16 protein-coding genes are annotated in these 18403 nt (G+C 71.3%); 8 read left to right on the top strand and 8 right to left on the bottom strand.

The genetic code is table 11. The features are described 5' to 3' along the window. Positions 1-126: 126 nt before the first annotated feature. Together CP975_RS11920 and CP975_RS11915 are read right to left on the bottom strand one after the other, a co-directional pair. Positions 127-1554 carry an amino acid permease gene (locus tag CP975_RS11920; RefSeq protein WP_150476849.1) on the bottom strand — a complete coding sequence of 476 codons (1428 nt, stop codon included), beginning with the start codon at positions 1552-1554 and terminating at the stop codon, positions 127-129. A gap of 190 nt (positions 1555-1744) precedes the next feature. After that, positions 1745-3151, bottom strand: coding sequence for an amino acid permease (locus tag CP975_RS11915; protein WP_055528750.1), 1407 nt, complete (start codon positions 3149-3151; stop codon positions 1745-1747). A 264-nt stretch (positions 3152-3415) separates the two neighbouring features. On the opposite strand from CP975_RS11915, the gene CP975_RS11910 reads away from it, so the two are divergent. Beyond that, on the top strand, positions 3416-3994 hold the full coding sequence (locus CP975_RS11910) for a biotin transporter BioY (protein WP_055528748.1): 579 nt from the start codon (positions 3416-3418) through the stop codon (positions 3992-3994). On the opposite strand, the gene CP975_RS11905 is transcribed toward CP975_RS11910, so the two are convergent. Further along, positions 3991-5319, bottom strand: a complete 1329-nt coding sequence (locus CP975_RS11905) for an FAD-binding oxidoreductase (protein WP_199782914.1) — start codon at positions 5317-5319, stop codon at positions 3991-3993. The genes CP975_RS11910 and CP975_RS11905 overlap by 4 nt on opposite strands. Positions 5320-5441: 122 nt before the next feature. Beyond that, entirely contained in the window at positions 5442-6890 is a 1449-nt protein-coding gene (locus tag CP975_RS11900) for an amino acid permease (RefSeq protein WP_055528747.1), read from the bottom strand. 173 nt (positions 6891-7063) lie between these two features. On the opposite strand from CP975_RS11900, the gene CP975_RS11895 reads away from it, so the two are divergent. From CP975_RS11895 to CP975_RS11885, 3 genes are all read left to right on the top strand, one after another. Then, positions 7064-7549 (top strand): ribose-5-phosphate isomerase, encoded by a 486-nt coding sequence (locus CP975_RS11895; RefSeq protein ID WP_055528746.1) that lies wholly within the window; start codon positions 7064-7066, stop codon positions 7547-7549. A 162-nt stretch (positions 7550-7711) separates the two neighbouring features. Continuing rightward, the gene (locus tag CP975_RS11890; protein WP_055528745.1) at positions 7712-8542 is read left to right on the top strand and encodes an Fpg/Nei family DNA glycosylase; all 831 of its coding nucleotides are present in this window, start codon (positions 7712-7714) and stop codon (positions 8540-8542) included. Then, the gene (locus CP975_RS11885) at positions 8532-8777 is read left to right on the top strand and encodes a superinfection immunity protein (protein WP_055528744.1); all 246 of its coding nucleotides are present in this window, start codon (positions 8532-8534) and stop codon (positions 8775-8777) included. Before CP975_RS11890 ends, CP975_RS11885 begins: the two co-directional genes overlap by 11 nt. A gap of 9 nt (positions 8778-8786) precedes the next feature. Here CP975_RS11885 and CP975_RS11880 read toward each other — a convergent pair whose 3' ends face one another. Continuing rightward, positions 8787-10061, bottom strand: a complete 1275-nt coding sequence (locus CP975_RS11880) for a GNAT family N-acetyltransferase (RefSeq protein WP_055528743.1) — start codon at positions 10059-10061, stop codon at positions 8787-8789. A 108-nt stretch (positions 10062-10169) separates the two neighbouring features. Between CP975_RS11880 and CP975_RS11875 the strand changes: the two genes are divergently transcribed. Further along, positions 10170-11345: a PP2C family protein-serine/threonine phosphatase gene (locus tag CP975_RS11875; RefSeq protein ID WP_055528741.1), complete on the top strand. Its 1176-nt coding sequence runs from the start codon at positions 10170-10172 to the stop codon at positions 11343-11345. Between the two features lie 3 nt (positions 11346-11348). Here the strand turns inward: CP975_RS11875 and CP975_RS11870 are convergent, their stop codons facing one another. Together CP975_RS11870 and CP975_RS11865 are read right to left on the bottom strand one after the other, a co-directional pair. Further along, positions 11349-11693 (bottom strand): DUF397 domain-containing protein, encoded by a 345-nt coding sequence (locus tag CP975_RS11870; RefSeq protein ID WP_055528755.1) that lies wholly within the window; start codon positions 11691-11693, stop codon positions 11349-11351. Beyond that, positions 11653-12501: a helix-turn-helix domain-containing protein gene (locus tag CP975_RS11865; RefSeq protein ID WP_055528754.1), complete on the bottom strand. Its 849-nt coding sequence runs from the start codon at positions 12499-12501 to the stop codon at positions 11653-11655. The genes CP975_RS11870 and CP975_RS11865 overlap by 41 nt, the downstream gene beginning before the upstream one ends. A 358-nt stretch (positions 12502-12859) precedes the next feature. Between CP975_RS11865 and CP975_RS11860 the strand changes: the two genes are divergently transcribed. The 3 genes from CP975_RS11860 (at position 12860) to CP975_RS11850 (ending at position 17103) form a co-directional block, all read left to right on the top strand. After that, positions 12860-13696, top strand: a complete 837-nt coding sequence (locus CP975_RS11860; protein ID WP_150476848.1) for a hypothetical protein — start codon at positions 12860-12862, stop codon at positions 13694-13696. 123 nt (positions 13697-13819) lie between these two features. Continuing rightward, entirely contained in the window at positions 13820-14647 is an 828-nt protein-coding gene (locus tag CP975_RS11855; RefSeq protein WP_055535769.1) for an ABC transporter ATP-binding protein, read from the top strand. After that, positions 14647-17103 (top strand): FtsX-like permease family protein, encoded by a 2457-nt coding sequence (locus CP975_RS11850; protein WP_055535770.1) that lies wholly within the window; start codon positions 14647-14649, stop codon positions 17101-17103. Before CP975_RS11855 ends, CP975_RS11850 begins: the two co-directional genes overlap by 1 nt. Before the next feature lie 78 nt (positions 17104-17181). On the opposite strand, the gene CP975_RS11845 is transcribed toward CP975_RS11850, so the two are convergent. Continuing rightward, positions 17182-18387, bottom strand: a complete 1206-nt coding sequence (locus CP975_RS11845) for an acyltransferase family protein (RefSeq protein ID WP_150476847.1) — start codon at positions 18385-18387, stop codon at positions 17182-17184. Positions 18388-18403: the final 16 nt, after the last annotated feature.

The raw sequence follows: 18403 nt of genomic DNA, 5'->3' as shown, positions 1-18403 counted from the left end.
GCAGGCTAGCAGCAGAAGGGGGCTCGGACAGGGCAGGGGGCATCGGCCCTTCGACCTAGGGCTGGAGACGGTTGACCGGTGGTTCGGTGGAGGGGGAGGCCGCCTCCCGGTGGAGGGGGAGGCCGCTCAGGAGGAGATGGCGCGCTTCTCGGCGAGCCGCTGCCGGACGAAGCCGATGACCGCGAGGCACAGCGTCAGCGTTCCGGTGGCGAGGAGCTGCTTGCGGGTGTCCGGCTGCTCGGTCATCAAGTAGAAGATGTACGCCATCCCGGCCAGCGCCACCCAGGTGAGGAAGGGGTAGGCCCACATCTTCACGACGAGCTTCTGCGGCTCCTCGCGTTCCGTCCTGCGGCGCAGGATCAGCTGCGAGACGGCGATGAAGATCCAGACGACCAGGATCATCGCGCCGATCATGTTGAGCAGCCAGGGGAAGACCTTGTCGGGGCTCCAGTAGCTGAGCAGCACGCAGACGAAGCCGAAGACCGAGGAGGCGAGGACGGCCAGGCGCGGCACGCCGCTGTCGACCCGGCCGAGCACCTTGGGGCCCTGGCCGCGCTCGATCAGGGAGTACGACATGCGGGAGGCGCCGTAGATGTTGGCGTTCATCGCGGAGAGCAGGGCGATCAGGACGATGACGTTCATGATCTGGCCGGCGCCGGGGATGCCGAGGTGGTCCAGGGTGGCGACGTAGGGGCCCTTGGCCACGACTTCCTTGTTGTCCCAGGGGAGCAGCGTGACGACGACGAGCATGGAGCCGACGTAGAAGAGGGCGATGCGCCACATCGCCGTGCGCACGGCCTTGGCGACGCTGTGGACCGGGTTCTCGGACTCGGCGGCCGCGATGGTGACGGTCTCCAGACCGCCGTACGCGAAGACCGAGGCGAGGAGGCCGATGATCAGGCCGTCCGTGCCGTTCGGCATGAAGCCGCCGTCGCCCGTGAGGTTGCCGAGGCCGGGGGCCGGGGCGTCCGAGCCGGGCAGGATGCCGAGGATGGCGAGGGTGCCGATGCCGAGGAAGAGCGTGATGGCGCCGACCTTGAGGGCGGCGAACCAGAACTCGAACTCGCCGAAGTTCTTCACGGCCGTCAGGTTCGCGCCGCAGAACACCAGCATGAACAGGGCGACCCAGGCCCACTGCGGGGTGTCGGGGAACCAGCCCACCATGATGTTCGCGGCGCCGATGCCCTCAAGGCCGACGGCGACGCAGAGCAGGAACCAGAAGCCCCAGCCCGCGGTGAAGCCCGCCCAGGGGCCGATGGCCCGCTCGGCGTGGACGGAGAAGGAGCCCGAGGCCGGGTTGGCGGCCGACATCTCGCCCAGCATGCGCATCACGAGCATGACGAGGGCGCCGGATATCGCGTAGGCGAGGACGATCGAGGGCCCCGCCGCGGCGATGCCCGCCCCGGAGCCCACGAAGAGCCCGGCGCCGATCACGCCGCCGAGGGCGATCATGGAGAGGTGCCGCTGCTTGAGGCCGTGGACGAGGGGGGAGTCGGCCTTGGGTGCCGCATCAGGTGCTGGTGCTGCGTCCTGGGAGGTGGACGTCCGAGACATGGGCGTGCCCTGTTCACTAGCCGAGACGGGGAGACGAGCGGGGGACGAACGAGGATCGAGCCGCGTTCGAGCGGGGTCGAGCGGGCCCACAGTCTGAAGTCCGGTACCGCTGACAGGGAATGGCTGACCGCTATACGGACACGACGCCTACACCACGTGAAGAAATGGACACACCACGTTCACGGAAACTTCACGCTCGCCGCTCGCGCCACTCCCGCAGCCCCGCCACCGCCAGTACGAGCCCCGTCGCGCCCGCCGACCACAGAAGCTGCGGCCGCGCCCCGTCGTCGGTCAGCATCAGGCCGAGCACGGCGGCCATCGCGGCCAGCGCCACCCAGGTCAGATACGGGAAGGCCCACATCCGCAGCACCAGCCGCTCCGGGGCCTCGCGCTCGATGCGCCGCCGCAGCCGCAGCTGCGACACCGCGATGAGCGCCCAGACGAACAGCAGCACCGCGCCGACCGAGTTGAGCATGTAGAGAAAGACCGAGTCGGGCCACTTCAGATTGAGTACGACCGATACGAACCCGAACGCGACCGAGGCGAGGACCGCGCGGCGCGGCACCCCGCCGCCGGACACCTTCAGGAGCGCCTTCGGTGCCTCGCCGCGCTCGGCGAGGGAGAAGACCATCCGGGAGGACCCGTACAGATTGGCGTTGAGCGCCGAGAGCAGGGCCACGAACACCACGATGTTCATGATCGTCCCGGCGGACGGCACGCCGATGGAGTCGAGCACCGTGACGTACGGGCTGGCCCCCGCCTTCTGCGCGGTCCACGGCAGCACGGTCACGATGACCAGCATCGAGCCGACGTAGAAGAAGAGGATGCGGTAGACGGCGCTGCGCACCGCGCGGGCGACCGAGCGGACCGGGTCGTCGGACTCGGCGGCCGCGATCGTGACGACCTCCAGGCCGCCGAAGGCGAAGACGACCGCGAGGACCCCGGAGATCACGCCCTCCCAGCCGTTGGGCAGGAAACCGCCGTCACCGGTGAGGTGGGTGAGGCCCGTGGGGTCGGTGTCCGGCAGCACCCCGAAGATCGCGAGCAGTCCGAGCAGCAGGAACGCCACGATCGCGAAGATCTTCAGCGCCGCGAACCAGAACTCGAACTCGCCGAAGTTCTTCACCGCCGCGAGGTTGGCGCCCGTGAAGACGAGCATGAAGACCAGCACCCAGGCCCACTGCGGGACCGCCGGCGCCCAGCCGTGGGCGATCTGCGCGGCGCCGGTCGCCTCCACGGCGAGCACGACCACCAGCAGGAACCAGTAGAGCCAGCCGACGCTGAACCCGGCCCAGCGGCCGAGCGCCCGCTCCGCGTGCACGGAGAACGACCCCGACGCGGGCATCGCCGCCGACATCTCGCCCAGCATCCGCATCACGCACATCGCGAGCGCGCCCGCGATCAGATACGAGACGACGATTCCGGGCCCCGCGACCGCGATCCCCGCTCCCGACCCCACGAAGAGCCCGGCCCCGATGACCCCGCCGAGCCCGAGCATGGTGAGGTGCCGCTGCTTGAGCCCGCCGCCGAGCGGTTCCCCGGTGCCGAGCGGTTCCCCGGTGCCGGGTGCCGATTCATCGGGGGGTGCGTCGTGCATGGTGCTCAGCGCTGCTCTCAGGTTCACAGAAGACTTTGGCGGGACTCCACAGTCTCCCCGGGCGGCAGCCCCTCGCGCAAAACGGGGCACCTACCCGCCGACCTCCGTGACGAGCGTCACGCCGTACGGGGTGTACGCGACGCTCTTTGTACGGAGCCCACCAAGGCCCCGCCCCCGGGTTGTCACCCGGAGCCCCTGTGGGGGCGCTCCCGCCTGGGATAGCGTCGTCGCGTCCCAACCTCCCCACGTCCTCGCGGAGTCCCGATGAGCATCGCCGCTGCCACCACCCGCCCCGGCCAGGTCCTCGCCGACCTGCTGCCCGCGTCCCGCGTGAAGGACGCGGCCCTCGTGCTCGGTGGCGCCGCGCTCACCGGGATCGCCGCCCAGATCGCGGTGCCCGTGCCGGGCTCGCCCGTTCCGGTGACCGGGCAGACCTTCGCCGCGCTGCTCGTCGGCACCGCGCTCGGCGCCCGCCGCGGCTTCCTCTCCCTCGCGCTGTACGCCCTCGTCGGCATGGCCGGCATGCCGTGGTTCGCGCAGGCCAAGTCGGGCGCCGCGCTCCCCACCCTCGGCTACATCCTCGGCATGCTGCTCGCCGCCACCGTCGTGGGCGCCCTCGCCCGCCGCGGCGCCGACCGCTCCGTGCTGCGTACGGCGGGCACGATGGTGCTCGGTTCCGCGATCATCTACGCGGTCGGTGTCCCCTACCTCGCCGCCGCGACCGGCATGTCGCTGACCCAGGCCGTCGCCGCCGGGCTCACGCCCTTCCTGATCGGCGACGCCCTGAAGGCCGCCCTCGCGATGGGCGCGCTGCCCACGGCCTGGAAGCTGCTCGACCGCTAACGGACGTCGTAGTTCCGCCTGAAGAGGTTCGCCGGGTCGTACGTGACCTTCAACGCGGCGAGCCTCTTCCGCGTTTCCGCGTCGTACAGCCCCTCGGGCCGGTCACCGCCGCCGAACGCGAAGTTCAGGGACCGCCCGAGGCTCTGCCCCGCCACGCACCCGAACGCCCGCGCGTGCAGCTTCCGCGCCGCCGCGACGTCCGTGCCGTCCAGCGGGGAGAGGATCCGCACGAGCCAGCCCGCCTCGCGGTAGGGCACCGCGTTCGGCGCGGGCCGCGCGAGCGCCCCGCCCAGGTGGTTGATCTGGACGACGTGCATGGCATCGGCGTCGGGGCCGGTCAGCGCGAGCAGTTCACCGGCCGCGGCGACGTCGAGGCCGCTCAGCAGCACGCTGTCCCCGTAGTAGGCGTGCGGGAAGTCCGGGTCGCTGTGAATGGTGGGGCTCTCGGTGTACGGCATCTCCCGCAGCGTGTCCGACACGGCGGGCCCGAGCGCGCGCAAGGGCGCCACGAGCCGCTCGCCCTCGGCCGCCGGTCCCGTGAACGCGACGCGCACCGAGACGAGGTAGCGGCCCCGCAGGGGCGGCGGGAGCTGGGGGATGTCGGGGTAGACCACCGCCGCCAGCGAGGAGGTCAGCTCCTCGGGCAGGGTCCGCGTCCACTCCTCGTAGCCGCGCAGCAGGGCGTCCGGCGGCGTCGTACGCCCGTCGAACGCGATGGACCCGCCGTAGAGCCTCGCCACCGGCACCAGGCCGATCTCCAGCTCCGTGACCACGCCGAGGTTCGCGCCGCCGCCGAGCAGGCCCCAGAACAGCTCGGGGGCGCTGTCGGCGGTGACATGGCGCGGGGTGCCGTCGGCCGTGACGACGTCCAGCGAGCGGACGTGGTCCGCCGCGTATCCGAACTCCCTGGCCAGGATGGGGAGGCCGCCGCCCAGCGTGTACGAGACGGCGCCGACGCCCGGCGCCGAGCCGTTCAGCGGGGCGAGCCCGTGGGGCGCCGCGGCCTCGACGACCTGGCCCCAGCGGGCACCGGCGCCCACGGTGACGGTCCGGGCGTCGGCGTCGACCCGGACGGTGTCCATGCGCCGCGTACTGATCAGGACTCCGCCCTCCGAGGCGCCGGGAAGCCCGTGCCCGGTGGCCTGCACTCCGACGGGGAGGCCGTGTTCGGCGGCGTACGACACGGCGGCGACGACGTCCTGGGCGCTCGTGGCGCCGACGACGAGGTCGGGCCGCGTCACGAAACCGGTCTGGAATCCGGCGAGTTCGTCCTCGTACCCGGCGTCGCCGGGCCGGAACACGAGTCGCTGGGCGGTGAAATCCACGGGTGCCTCCGTTGAGCCGCGTACGCCTGAGAGGCGTACGTCTGTCTGAACAACGGAGAGGGTCCCGCGAAAAGCTGACAACCACCGTCAACTAATCACGGGACCCCGAGAAGAAATAGGAATCAGGCGTCGACCCGAGGACGGACCTTCTCCCGCACCACCGAGAACACGACCACGAACGCGGCCGCCAGGAGCGAGAGCAGCACCTGCTTGCGCCCGGTCTCGTCGGTCAGCATGTAGACGAGGACGAACGAGATCATCGCGATCGTCACCCACGTCAGGTACGGGAAGAGCCACATCTTCACGACGAGCTTCTCCGGCTCCTCGCGCAGGATGATCCCGCGCATCCGCAGCTGCGTGAAGCAGATCATCAGCCAGACGAACAGGGCCACCGCGCCCGACGAGTTGAGCAGGAAGTCGAAGACGGTGTCCTTCCACTGGTAGTTGAACCAGACGGCGACGAAACCGAAGACGACGGAGCCGAGGATGGCGGCCCGGGGCACGCCGCGCTCGTTGGTGCGCGCGAAGGCCTTGGGCGCGTCGCCGCGCTGGCCGAGCGAGAAGGCCATGCGGGAGGCGGTGTAGAGCCCGGAGTTGAGGCAGGAGAGCACGGCCGTGAGGACGATGACGTTCATGACCTGACCGGCGTGCGGGATGCCGATCGAGTTCAGCGCGGCGACGTAGCTGCCGTGCTCGGTGATCGACTTGTCATTCCACGGAAGGAGCGTGATCACGACGAGGATCGAGCCCAGGTAGAAGACGCCGATGCGCCAGATGACGCTGTTCGTCGCCTTGGTGACCGCGCGCTGCGGGTCCTCGGACTCACCGGCGGCCAGCGTGACGATCTCGCTGCCCATGAAGGAGAAGACGACCATCAGCACACCGGTGAGGATGGCGCCCGCGCCCTTGGGCATGAAGCCGCCCGCGTCCGTGAGGTGCGCGAATCCGGCGCCCGGGTTGTCGGAGCCGGGCAGCAGGCCGAAGACGGCGAGCAGACCGATGACGACGAAGCCGCCGATCGCGACGACCTTGATCCCGGCGAACCAGAACTCGAACTCGCCGTACGAGCCGACCGAGACGAGGTTCGTCGCGGTGAGCACCACCATCACGATGAGCGCCCAGCCCCACTGCGGGACGGCGGGTATCCAGCCGTTGAGGATCACGGCACCGGCGGTGGCCTCCACCGCGAGCACGACGACCCAGAAGAACCAGTAGAGCCAGCCGATGGAGAAACCGGCCCAGCGGCCGAGCGCCTGGTCGGCGTAGGTGGAGAAGGAGCCGGAGGTGGGCCGGGCGGCGGCCATCTCGCCGAGCATCCGCATCACGAGGACGACCATCGTGCCGACGAGGGCGTACGAGATCAGGATCGCGGGTCCGGCGGCGGCGATGCCGGAACTGGAGCCGACGAAGAGACCGGCGCCGATCACACCGCCGATCGCGATCATGGAGAGGTGGCGGTTCTTGAGACCCGCTTTCAGGCCGTCGCCGGTGTCACCAGTGCCGCCAGACTGCGGTTCCCCAGGGGATGAGGGGTTGCTGTCTGCCTTCGCAAGGGAGGGTTGCGAGGTCATGGACGAATCCTTAAGTTCTCGGGTCACGAGCCCTCGCATTCAAACTCAGGAGTCATCGGGACGGAAGTCCTGAATCCGGATCGTTGCTTTCCGGCCCTTTGGCCTGGACCTTGGTCCCGATGGCCCGGCCCCGGTCGCCGCTACCCGCCGTGCGGCGTGCCACACTCGGACGCATGCGCGTGTACCTCGGCTCGGATCATGCCGGCTACGAACTCAAGAACCACCTGGTCGAATGGCTCAAGAGCCACGGCCACGAGCCCGTCGACTGCGGGCCCCACATCTATGACGCCCAGGACGACTACCCGCCGTTCTGCCTGCGCGCCGCGGAGAGGACGGCCGCGGACCCCGAGGCCCTCGGCATCGTCATCGGCGGCTCGGGCAACGGCGAGCAGATCGCCGCGAACAAGGTCAAGGGCGTCCGTGCGGCGCTGGCCTGGAGCGAGCAGACCGCTGCGCTCGGGCGTGAGCACAATGACGCGAACGTCATCTCGATCGGCGGGCGGATGCACACCCAGGAGGAGGCGACGAAGTTCGTCGAGATCTTCCTGGCTACGCCGTACTCGGGTGAGGAGCGTCACACTCGCCGCATCGACATGCTGTCGGCCTACGAGACGACGGGCGAGCTGCCCCCCATCCCGGCCGGGCACCCCCAGCAGTAGCGGCCCCTTTCGCCGGGCGGCGCTGAGTCTTCAGCCCGTCCGGCGTTTGAGGACGAGCCCTTTTGACCGCAGCCCCGAGCTTCAGCGAGGCCACGGGGCTCCGCCCCGGACCCCGCTCCTCAAACGCCGGAGGGGCTGATTCTTAACCCCCGGAGGGACCCCGTGCCGGAGGGGCACACTATTCACCGCCTCGCGGCCGAGCACAGGGAACGGTTTCAGGAACGTCCAGTCCGGGCGACCAGTCCCCAGGGCAAGTTCTCCGACAGCGCCGCGCTGGTCGACGGCCGGGCGATGGAAACCGCCGAGGCCCACGGCAAGCACCTCTTCCTGGGGTTCGGGGGAGGCGACTGGGTCCACATCCACCTCGGCCTCTTCGGCAAGTACGCCCTCGGCGAGACCCCCGCCCCGCCCCCCACCGACACCGTCCGCCTGCGCCTGCTGAACGACGCGTACTACTCCGACCTGCGCGGCCCGACCACCTGCGCGCTCATCACGGACGACGAGAAGCGGGCGATACACGAGCGCCTGGGCCCGGACCCCCTCAGGGAGGGGGACGACCCGGGCAAGGCGTACCGCAGGATCTCCCGCAGCCGCACCACCGTCGCCGCGCTCCTCATGGACCAGAAGATCGTCTCCGGGGTCGGCAACGTATACCGCGCCGAGGTCCTCTTCCGGCACGGCATCGACCCGTACACCCAGGGCAAGGACCTCACCGAGGCGCAGTGGAGCGCGATCTGGGCGGACCTCGTCGCGCTGATGCGCGAGGGCGTGCGCCTCAACCGCATCGACACCGTCCGGCCCGAGCACACCCCGGAGGCGATGGGCCGCCCGCCGCGCGTCGACGACCACGGCGGCGAGGTATACGTGTACCGCAGGGCGAACATGCCCTGTCACATCTGTGGCAGCGAGATCCGCACCGCCGGTCTCGCCGCCCGCAACCTCTTCTGGTGCCCCGGCTGCCAGCGACCCTCGGGAGCAATTGATGTTGAGTGACCTCGGCGCGCTGGCCGCCATCGTGCTGGCGGTGCTCGTCGGCGCGATCTACCTTCTGCCGTCGCTCATCGCCTTCAACCGAGGTGTCGAGCGCCGCTGGATGATCCTCTTCATCAACGTCTTCCTGGGCGGATCGGTCATCTTCTGGCTGATCGCCCTCTACCTCGCCACCCGCAAGGTCAAGACCACGGAGCAGGCCCCGGAGCAGGCCCCGGCAGCCCAGCCCGCCGCCTGAAGCCCCCGGCTAGAACCCGTGCGGCAGCCACGGCGCCGCGTCCGAGCCGAAGGCCACCGACGCCTCGGCCAGCGCGCCCTGCCGCAGCTCCCGCACCCGCCCCGCGCCCGCGAGCGACGACAGGGACACGCCGCCGAGATACGCGGCACCCAGCTCCCGCACCGAAAGGGCGAGGTCGGCCGGGTCCGGCGTGCGCTCGCACGACGCGCCCTTGGCGTCGCCGGTGAGCCGCCAGCGCCCCGCGTTCCAGGGGCAGAAGGCGTCCTCGACCTCGAACACCACGTCCAGGGGCGCCTGATACGTACGCGCCTCCAGCGCCGCGCCGACCTCGACGAGGCGTACGTACAGCGAGTCCCTCACCGCGATGTCGCACCGCCGGACGTCCGAGACGAGCTGGAGCAGCGGATCGTCCACCGGGCGGTTGCGGGCGACGACCGACGTCGTCAGGTCGATGCCGAAGAGGAACCGCCACAGCGCCGCGTACGCCGCCGGGTCCAGGGCCTCCAGGTCGCGCACGTGGACCGCGCCCTTGGGGCCCTGCCACTCCCACTCGGGCTTCACGGCGAACCGCGCGTACCCGACGAGGTCGTATCCGTCGGGGTCGTATCCCTCGGAGCCGTGCCCGCCGCGCCCGTTCGCGCGCTCGGCGACCACGCACTGGAGAGGTGACGCGCCGCCCCGCTCGCCCGGCGGGTCCAGCAGCCCGAGCCGCTCCCAGCCGGGCCGCCGGGCCAGCATGCCGGGGCGCCCGGTGACCTGGCGCGCGTACAGCTTCTCGCACGCGTCGTGGACGTCGGCCGGCTTCGCGTACCGCAGCCGTATGTCATCCGTACCGGCCGGGGCGGACAGGCTCACCCGGCTCGTGTCGATGGCCGCCTTCAGCTGCGAGGAGGCCGCGGCGTACCCGAACCGGCCGTAGATGACCGGCTCGGAGGCGGTCAGCACGGCCAGGGACTCGCCCCGCGCGCGTACGTCGTCCAACTGCCCGCGCATCATCGACGTCAGGATGCCGCGCCGCCGGTGCGTGGCCGCCACGCCCACCATCGTCACGCCCGCCGCGTCCACCAGGGCGCCGCCCGGCACCGCGAGGCGGAAGGAGAACGCCCCGGCCGTCCCCACGCACGCGTCGCCGTCCCACACGCCGATCGACCGGTCGGGCTCGGTGAGCGCGCGCCACAGCTCCCGCTCCTCGGGCGATTCGGCGACACCGCCGAAAGCCAGCTCCAGCGTCGCGTACCACGTCTCCCAGTCGGCCTCGGTGAGCACCCGTAAGTCTGTTGTCATATGCCATGGGTAGCAGGCCGATACGGCCCGGTGCGAGGGGATTTCCGGGGGGAACAAGAGGGACCTCCCGTGCGAAGTGAGCGCTCCGGTGGATAAGGTCCACGAGCGATGGCAGTACGAGAAGCACGGCGCGAGCGCCGCGTGCGGCGGGCGGAAGCCGACACGTTCACGGCCCGGATGAAGAAGCGGCTGCACCGGGCCCGCAACGTGCTGCGCAAATCAGGGGTCGACTACTTCCGCGGCGACGGCTCCGACTGGGTCGCCCTGGCCGGTCTGCTCGTCACCGTCCCGATGATCACCTGCGGCACGATCGTCAACAACGTGTGGTGCGCGCCCGCCGCCCTCGTCCTGCCCATCGTCGCGGGCGGCCTGCTGCTGCGCCCCGCCAGCCTCCTCGGCCTGTACGCGGCGTCCGCGGTGGCCCTGATCGTGGAGTCCGTGCAGCTCGGCCCGTACGCCGAAGGGCCCTCGCGCGTCACGCCGGGCGTGGTCCTCGTGGTGGCCGCCTGCGGCTTCTTCGGGCTGCTCATCGCCCAGTTCCGCAGCCGGGTCGGCGTGCCCTGGCGCGGTGGCGGCACGATGCTGTTCGACCTGCGCGAGCGCATCCGCGTCCAGAGCAAGCTGCCGAGGCTGCCGCGCGGCTGGCACCGCGAGATGGCGCTGCGCCCGGCGGGCGGGCAGTCGTTCTCCGGTGACTTCGTCGTCGCGGCCCGTACGAACGGCGGGCGCACCCTGGAGGTCGTCCTCACCGACGTGTCCGGCAAGGGCATGGACGCGGGGTCGCGGGCGCTGCTCCTGTCCGGCGCCTTCGGCGGCCTGCTCGGCTCGCTGCCCCCGCACGCCTTCCTGCCCGCCGCCAACGGCTATCTGCTCCGCCAGGACTGGGACGAGGGCTTCGCGACCTCCATCCATCTGGTCCTGGACCTGGAGACCGGCGACTACGAACTCTTCTCGGCGGGCCACCCGCCGGGCCTCCAGCTCAGCGCGGGCAGTGGCCGCTGGGAGGAGAAGACGGGCCAGGGCCCGCTCCTCGGCGTGTACGACGGCGCCCAGTTCGACCCCGTCAAGGGTTTGCTGCGCCCCGGCGACGTCCTGATGCTCTTCACCGACGGCCTCGTGGAGACCTCCGACCGGGACATCGCCGAGGGCATCGACCGCCTCACCGGGGAGGCCGACCGCTATGTAGCGGGCGGCTTCCACGGCGCGGCCTGGCACCTCATCGAGGCGGTCGCGAAGGACGTGAACGACGACAGGGCGCTGCTGCTGATCTGCCGGGAGGCGTAAGCCTCAGATCCCGCCGGCCGCCGCCGCGACGAACGCGGCGAAGGCGGCGGGCGCGACGGAGAAGGCGGGGCCCTCCGGGTTCTTGGAGTCCCGTATGGCGACGTGCGCGGTGAGGTCGGCGACCTCGACGCACTGGCCTCCGGTGTCGGCGCTGTACGACGACTTGTGCCAGGTGGCACCGCCGAGCGGGGCGCACTCGACGCACTCGCCTCCGGTGTCACTGCTGTGCGACGACTTACGCCAAGCCACAGCGCCGAGCGGCGCGCACTCGATGCAGTCGCCGCCCGTGTCGCTGCTGTAACTCGACTTACGCCATGCCGCGCCCGTCAGCCGCTGGTTGGTCCCCATACCGTTCCTCCATCACGCGCGCGATCAGTGCCGCCGAATCCTCCACGGACAGGGCGGATGCCTGCAAGCGAGCGTAACGAAGGGAACTCTCCTTGACCTTCTCGGGATGAGCCGTCATGTGCCCCTGCACGAAGTCCTCGGTGTAGATGAGGTCGGGGTCGTCCTCGAAGCGGAGAGTGGTGAACGTCCCGGGCAGGCCCGCGTGTTGACCTGCCGTGAAGGGCAGGATCTGAAGGTTCACCCACTGTTGGTCCCGGAACCCCAGGAGGTGAGCGAGCTGCTCTCGCATGACCTCATGGCCTCCGATTTCCTGATGGAGCACTGCCTCGCTCAGCACTACCCACAGCAGCGGCGGGTTTCCCTTCGCCAGAACTCGCTGCCGGTCCATGCGGGCTTCAACCCGCGCATTGAGGTTGTCGTCCGTCGTGACACTGAGCACGGCCCGCGCGTACGCCTCCGTCTGGAGAAGCCCGTACACCAACTGCGCCTGGTACGTGGAGATGTACGCGGCCTGCGCCTCCATCTCGGCGAATGCCTGAAACCAGCTCGGCAACTGGCTGCGCAGCACGAGGCCCACGAGCCGTGACAGGACACCATCCGTCCCCAGTGCCGCGTCCACCCGCTCGGAGAACTCCCGCGTGGGCACCCTCTTCGTTGTCTCGATCTGGCCCACCAGGGACCCCGTACAGAAGATGCAGTCGCCCAACTGCGCCTGGCTCAGCCCGGCGGCTTCTCTCAGGCGGCGTAATTCGGCGCCGTAGTAGTCGAGTGGTGAGGCGCTCGCGTCGAGCGCGCGGGGTTGAGTCATGCCGTCCCCCAGCGTCACGGAGAGGTGATTTCGGACAGTATTCAAGCGTAAGCGCACTGTCGCGAGCTGGTCCGGCGAATGCCCCAAAGTGTCGCCGCTTGAGCTTCGGGGCCCGGGATTCGAGCCCCTTTTGGAAAGGAATGGGTGGGCGGGCTTACCCGCCACCCTCCCCAAGTCCCCTGCGGCCCACGGCAGATGACTTCACGTGACCGAGTCGCCACACAGGGCTGCCACGGTGTAGCGTGCGCCGCAAGTACGAGTCAGCAATTACGCGCCACAAGACACATAAAGCGACCCCCGAGCGGTGTTCACAGCACCACGCGAGGGTCTGACCACCCAGATCGAAACGAGCGATCCGATGGCTGTAGCCCAGCTTAGTCCTGCCCTGCGCCCGAGCGCGCATCCCCTGGCCAACCCCGGCTACGGAAAGAAGTCCGCCCCGGGGCAAGCGCCCCGCTCCCGCCGGGACTTCGCACATCTGCCCAAGCGTGAGGCCGCCGTCGCCGGGTACCTCGACCGGCTTCCCGAGGGCTCCGACATCTCCATCAAGACCCTCGCCAAGCACCTCCCGTACGGCCAGTGCGCGCTGTCGACCGTCCTGCGAGTCCTGTCCGGGGAGGGGCACTTGAGGCGCGTACGACGCCCGATCACCACCGACGAGGGCGGCCCGCGCTGGGTCTGGCACACCTTCTTCTCCCGCACCGCCCGCGACGACGCCTGGTGGACGGCCTTCTTCGCCGGGGACCCGGCGCAGGACGCGGTAGCGGCGCCCGCGCGCGAGGCGTCGACCGGACGGGCGTACGACGCGCTCGCCCGGCTCGGGCGGACCGAGCCCCGCCTGACGCTGTCCGCCACCGACTGCGAGGCCCTCGCGCCGCTGGCCGCCGAGTGGTTCGCGCGGGAGGCCACCGAGGCCCAGCTCGCGCGGGCGCTCGCCGCCGGGCTGCCGGCGGAGGTGGCCCACCCCTACGGCTTCGTACGCGCCCGCCTGCTGGCCAAGCTCCCGCCGCCCCCGCCCCCGGCGGCGCCCGGGTACATCGTGGAGTGCACCGTGTGCGGCGAGCCGGGGGAGTCCACCGCGCTGCCGGGCGGGCTGTGCGGCGGCTGCCGGGCGGGGGCCGGGCTCCCGGCCGAGCGGGTCCGGGGCCACGTGGAGAGGCTGCGGGCCGCGCTCGGAGGCCGCTCAGGGGGTTAACCCCACCCCCGGTTCGCCAGCCGTCCTCATGGTTCGTACCGCCCCTTGATCCGTAGGTTCGAGACATCGAACAGGGACATCCCGAGATCGCTCGGCGACGTACGAACGGAAGGCGGCACAGCCATGGGGCTGCGACGGAAGAACCGGACCGAAGAGCGCGCGGGAGCGGTCGTGACGTCCCCGATGCCGAGCGCCAGGACCGGCGACTGGGCCGTCGAACTGCGCGGTGTCCGCCGTCAGTACGGACGTGGGGCCGGGGCCGTGCACGCCCTGGCAGGCATCGACCTCGCCCTGCCGCGCGGCAGCTTCACCGCAGTCATGGGGCCCTCCGGATCCGGCAAGTCCACGTTCCTCCAGTGCGCGGCGGGCCTCGACCGGGCCAGCTCGGGCACCGTGCACCTCGGCGGCACCGAGATCACCGGCATGAGCGAGAACAAGCTGACCGCCCTGCGCCGCACCCGCCTCGGCTTCGTCTTCCAGGCGTTCAACCTGCTGCCCTCGCTGACCGTCGAACAGAACGTCGTACTGCCCATGCGCCTCGCGGGCCGCCGCCCCGACCGCCGCAAGGCCGCCGAGATACTGGCCCGCGTCGGCCTCGGCGACAAGGGAGGCCGCCGCCCCGGCGAGCTGTCCGGCGGCCAGCAGCAGCGCGTCGCCATCGCCCGCGCCCTGATCACCGAGCCCGACGTGATCTTCGCCGACGAGCCGACCGGCGCCCTGGACACCACCACCGCCACCGAGATCCTCGGCCTGCTGCGCTCGGCCGTGGACATGATGGGCGCCACCGTCGTCATGGTCACCCACGACCCGTCCGCCGCCGCCTACGCCGACCGCGTCCTCTTCCTCGCCGACGGCTCGATCGTCGACCGCCTGGAGCACGCCTCCGCCGCGCAGATCGCGGCCCGCATGACCGCGCTGACGGCTCCCGCCTACGCGACGGTGGCTGCCTGATGGCGTTCGTACCCAACGGCCTGGCCCGCGCGGCGGTCCGCTTCAAGCCCGCCGCCTTCGCCGGGACCTTCGTCGCGCTGATGATGGCCTCGCTGATCGTGGCCGCCTGCGGAATCCTCCTGGAGACCGGCCTGCGCGCCTCCGTGCCGCCCGCGCGTTACGCGGGCGCGCCGGTCGTGGCCGCCGCCGACCAGGAGGTCCACTTCGTCACCGGCAGCGGCGAGTCCCGCTCCGAGTCCTCCACCCCGCTGCCCGACCGGGCCCGGCTCGACGCGTCCCTGGTCGCCAAGGCCGCCTCGGCACCCGGCGCCCGCGCCGCCGTCGCCGACGTCACCTTCCCCGTCCGGTCCGGCGGCAAGGACGTCACCGCGCACGGCTGGGGCTCCACCGCCTTCACCGGCGAGAAGCTCAGCGCGGGCCGCGCCCCGCACCCCGGCGAGGTGGCCCTCGCCACGCCCGGCGCCGCCGTCGGCGACCGCGTCACGCTCACCACGGCGGACGGCCCGCGCGACTTCCGCGTGTCCGGCACGGTGAAGCCCGCTCAAGGCGGCCCGGCCACCGCTTGGTTCGCCGACTCCGAAGCCGTACGCGTCTCCGGGCACCCGGGACGGATCGACGCCGTCGCCGTCCTGCCCAAGCCGGGCGTATCGGACGCCACCCTCAAGTCCCAGGTGGCGCACGCCATCGGCGGCAAGGCCGAGGTCCACACCGGCGACGACCGAGGCGCCGCCGAAAGCTCCGCGCTCGCCTACGCCAAGGAGATGCTGACCGCGCTCGGCGGCTCCTTCGGCGGCATCGCCGCCCTCACCGCCGTGTTCACCGCCGCGGGAACCGTCGCGCTCTCCGTCGGCCAGCGCGCCCGCGAGTACGCGCTGCTGCGCGCCATCGGCACCACCCCGCGGCAGATCCGCCGCACCATCGCCACCGAGACCCTGCTCGTCGCGCCCCTCGCGGGAGCGGTCGGCGTGCTCCCCGGAATCGCCCTGGCCACCTGGTGGTTCGGGCAGCTCAAGGAGAAGGGCGCGATCCCGGAGGCAGTCGACCTGTCCCTCTCCCCCCTCCCGCTCGCCGCCGCCATCGGCGTCGCCGTCCTGACCGCGCTCGGCGCCGGATTCATGGCCGCCCGCCGCCCCTCCCGCATCAAGCCCGGCCAGGCGCTCAGCGAGGCCTCCGTGGAGCGGGTGCGGCTCGGCTGGATCCGTACGCCGCTCGGCGTCGCCGCCGCGGTCGGCGGCGTGGCCCTCTCCGGGATCGCCGCGAGCACCAGCGGCGACGACGCGGCGAACGCGGCACTGGGCGTCGTCATGCTCTTCATGCTCGCCGTGGCCCTGCTCGGCCCCCTCGTGGCCCGCGCGTGCGCCGCCCTGTTCGGCCTCCCGCTGCGCGGCGCCGACGCGTCCGGCTTCCTCGCCGCCGCCAACTCCCGTACGAACGCCCGCCGACTGGCCTCCGCGATCACCCCGATCGTGCTCGCCATGGCGTTCTCCTCCGTCCTGGTCTTCATGCACACCAGCGAGGACCGGGTCGCCGCCGACCAGCAGCGCGAGGGCATCACCGCCGACCACATCGTCACCTCCGACACCGGGCTCGCCCCGGGCGCGCTCGCCGAGGCGCGGGGCACCGACGGGGTCACCTCCGCCGTCGGCCTCCTCAAGACGTCCGTGCTCGTCCCCGTGGGCTCGGGCGGCGACCGCTGGCTCCAGTCGGCGTCGACGCAGGGCGTCACCGGCACGGCGGCCGACCTCGCCAAGGTCCAGGACCTGTCGGTCGAGACGGGCACCCTCACGCTCGGCAGGGGCGAGATCGCCGTGGACGCCGCGCTCGCCCGCTCCGCCCACGTCAAGACGGGCGACCGCCTCGCCCTCCACCTGCCCGACGGCACCAAGGCATCGCCGAGGATCGTGGCGACGTACGGCAGGGGCCTCGGCCTCTCCCAGGTGACCCTGCCCGCCGCCGACCTGACGCGGCACGTCACCTCGGCCTTCAGCACCGAACTGTGGGCCAGGGGCGGCTCGGCGCGGGACCTCTCGGGCCTCGGCACCCTCAAGGACCGCGACGGCTACGCCACCGCCCAGTCCCTGGACCGGGAGCTGAACGCCTGGGCCAACACCACGATGGCGGCCGTCCTCGGCGGCTTCGCGGCCGTCGCCGCCGTCAACACCCTGGTGATGACGGTCCTCGACCGCCGCCGCGAACTGGGCACCCTGCGCCTGATCGGCTCCACGCGCCGCCAGGTGCTGCGGATGATCCGCTGGGAGGCCCTGATCGTCGCCGTCGCGGGCATCGTCATCGGCTCGGCCATCGCCCTCGCCACACTCGTCCCGATGATGAACGGCCTGACCGGCGAATCCCCGTACATCCCCCCGCTGGTCTACGGCTCCTTCGTGGCCGCGATCCTGCTCCTCGGCCTGGCCTCGACGACGATCCCGGCACGGCAGGCCCTGAAGTCCGACTGATCCGGCGAAACGACAAGGGCGCGCATGACGGTGAAGTACACCGTCACACGCGCCCTGTTGGAACGCTGAGCCCCGCCGTCAGGTGGACCTGGCGCGCTCCCGCGCCAGCTCCGCCGCGTCCCGCTTGAAGGCCCATTCCATCCTGGGCTCCATCGCGAAGCGGAACATCCGCTGCACGGGAGGCGTGCAGAGCAGCGTGACCACGGTCCCCGCCACCACCGTCACGAAGATCTCGCCGAGCGGCTTGTGCAGCCACTCGTAGTCCTCGAACCAGCCCCAGAACCGGGAGCCCTTGGCGAGGAAGCCGTGCAGCAGATAGCCGTACAGCGTGCCCGCGCCGAGGATCGTGAACCACATCTTGCGGCGCGGCACCCACGCGAAGAAGCACGCGGTGAGCACCACGGAACAGCCGAAGAGCGCCAGCGTCATCACGATGCCGACCCACCACGGCACGCCCAGCTCCTGGGCGCTGTCCCGGCGGTAGAACCACACGGACGTCATGCGGGGCGCGGCCCAGTAGGCGAGCAGCACCGCGGCGGCGAAGACCGGCACGGACAGGATCCGCACCTCGCGGCGGCGCACCAGCTGGAAGTGTTCGGGCTTCATGAAGAGGCCGAGCACGAAGAACGGCAGGAACTGAAGGACGCGCTGGAGGTCGAGGTCGTCGCCGATGTCCGGCGAGATCACGGCGAGCATGGCGATGGCCAGAGCCAGCGGCAGCGGCCAGCGCACGATCTTCCAGAGCGGCACGGTGAGCCGCCACACGAAGAGCGCGACCAGGAACCAGGTGAGGTACCAGGGGTCGAGCAGGCTGATCGGCTGGGACGGGTCGTCGTCCGCCCAGCGCTTGAAGAGGGTGTACGCGACCTCGAAGATCACGTACGGCACGGCGACACCGGTCACCAGGCGCCGCAGGCGGTCGGGCCGCATGTCGAAGCTGCGCGAGAAGTAGCCGGAGATCAGGATGAACGCCGGCATGTGGAAGGTGTAGACGGTCATGTACAGCGCCTCGGCGGCGCGGCTGTGATCCGTCAGGGGTTCCCATGCGTGGGCCATCGCCACGAGGACGATCGCCAGGTACTTGGCGTTGTCGAAGAACGCGTCGCGCTGTTTGGCGGGCTTCGCCGAGCGGGCGGCCGCGCGGTGGCCGGTCGGGGTGGGGGGAGCGGTGGCGGCCTGCGGGGTCGGATAGTGGGTGCGTGGGGGCGGGGGTCCGGCCGCCGGCACCTGGGCCGGGGGGAGCGGCGCCCGGTGGCGTCCGTGCGGGTGCACCGAGTTGGTCACAGGCCCTCCCACCAAG

The organism is Streptomyces alboniger, assembly GCF_008704395.1.
In the GTDB taxonomy this organism is placed as follows: Bacteria; Actinomycetota; Actinomycetes; order Streptomycetales; family Streptomycetaceae; genus Streptomyces; species Streptomyces alboniger.
The sequence above is the reverse complement of the archived record's forward strand: the minus strand, read 5'-3'. Positions and strand labels throughout refer to the sequence as shown.

What these genes read in the sequence shown, in the direction of transcription:
- CP975_RS11920 (WP_150476849.1), bottom strand. Translation starts at nt 1,554, where the DNA reads ATGTCTCGGACGTCCACCTCCCAGGACGCAGCACCAGCACCTGATGCG.
- CP975_RS11915 (WP_055528750.1), bottom strand. Translation starts at nt 3,151, where the DNA reads ATGCACGACGCACCCCCCGATGAATCGGCACCCGGCACCGGGGAACCG.
- CP975_RS11910 (WP_055528748.1), top strand. Translation starts at nt 3,416, where the DNA reads ATGAGCATCGCCGCTGCCACCACCCGCCCCGGCCAGGTCCTCGCCGAC.
- CP975_RS11900 (WP_055528747.1), bottom strand. Translation starts at nt 6,890, where the DNA reads ATGACCTCGCAACCCTCCCTTGCGAAGGCAGACAGCAACCCCTCATCC.
- CP975_RS11895 (WP_055528746.1), top strand. Translation starts at nt 7,064, where the DNA reads ATGCGCGTGTACCTCGGCTCGGATCATGCCGGCTACGAACTCAAGAAC.
- CP975_RS11885 (WP_055528744.1), top strand. Translation starts at nt 8,532, where the DNA reads ATGTTGAGTGACCTCGGCGCGCTGGCCGCCATCGTGCTGGCGGTGCTC.
- CP975_RS11880 (WP_055528743.1), bottom strand. Translation starts at nt 10,061, where the DNA reads ATGACAACAGACTTACGGGTGCTCACCGAGGCCGACTGGGAGACGTGG.
- CP975_RS11875 (WP_055528741.1), top strand. Translation starts at nt 10,170, where the DNA reads ATGGCAGTACGAGAAGCACGGCGCGAGCGCCGCGTGCGGCGGGCGGAA.
- CP975_RS11870 (WP_055528755.1), bottom strand. Translation starts at nt 11,693, where the DNA reads ATGGGGACCAACCAGCGGCTGACGGGCGCGGCATGGCGTAAGTCGAGT.
- CP975_RS11865 (WP_055528754.1), bottom strand. Translation starts at nt 12,501, where the DNA reads ATGACTCAACCCCGCGCGCTCGACGCGAGCGCCTCACCACTCGACTAC.
- CP975_RS11860 (WP_150476848.1), top strand. Translation starts at nt 12,860, where the DNA reads ATGGCTGTAGCCCAGCTTAGTCCTGCCCTGCGCCCGAGCGCGCATCCC.
- CP975_RS11855 (WP_055535769.1), top strand. Translation starts at nt 13,820, where the DNA reads ATGGGGCTGCGACGGAAGAACCGGACCGAAGAGCGCGCGGGAGCGGTC.
- CP975_RS11850 (WP_055535770.1), top strand. Translation starts at nt 14,647, where the DNA reads ATGGCGTTCGTACCCAACGGCCTGGCCCGCGCGGCGGTCCGCTTCAAG.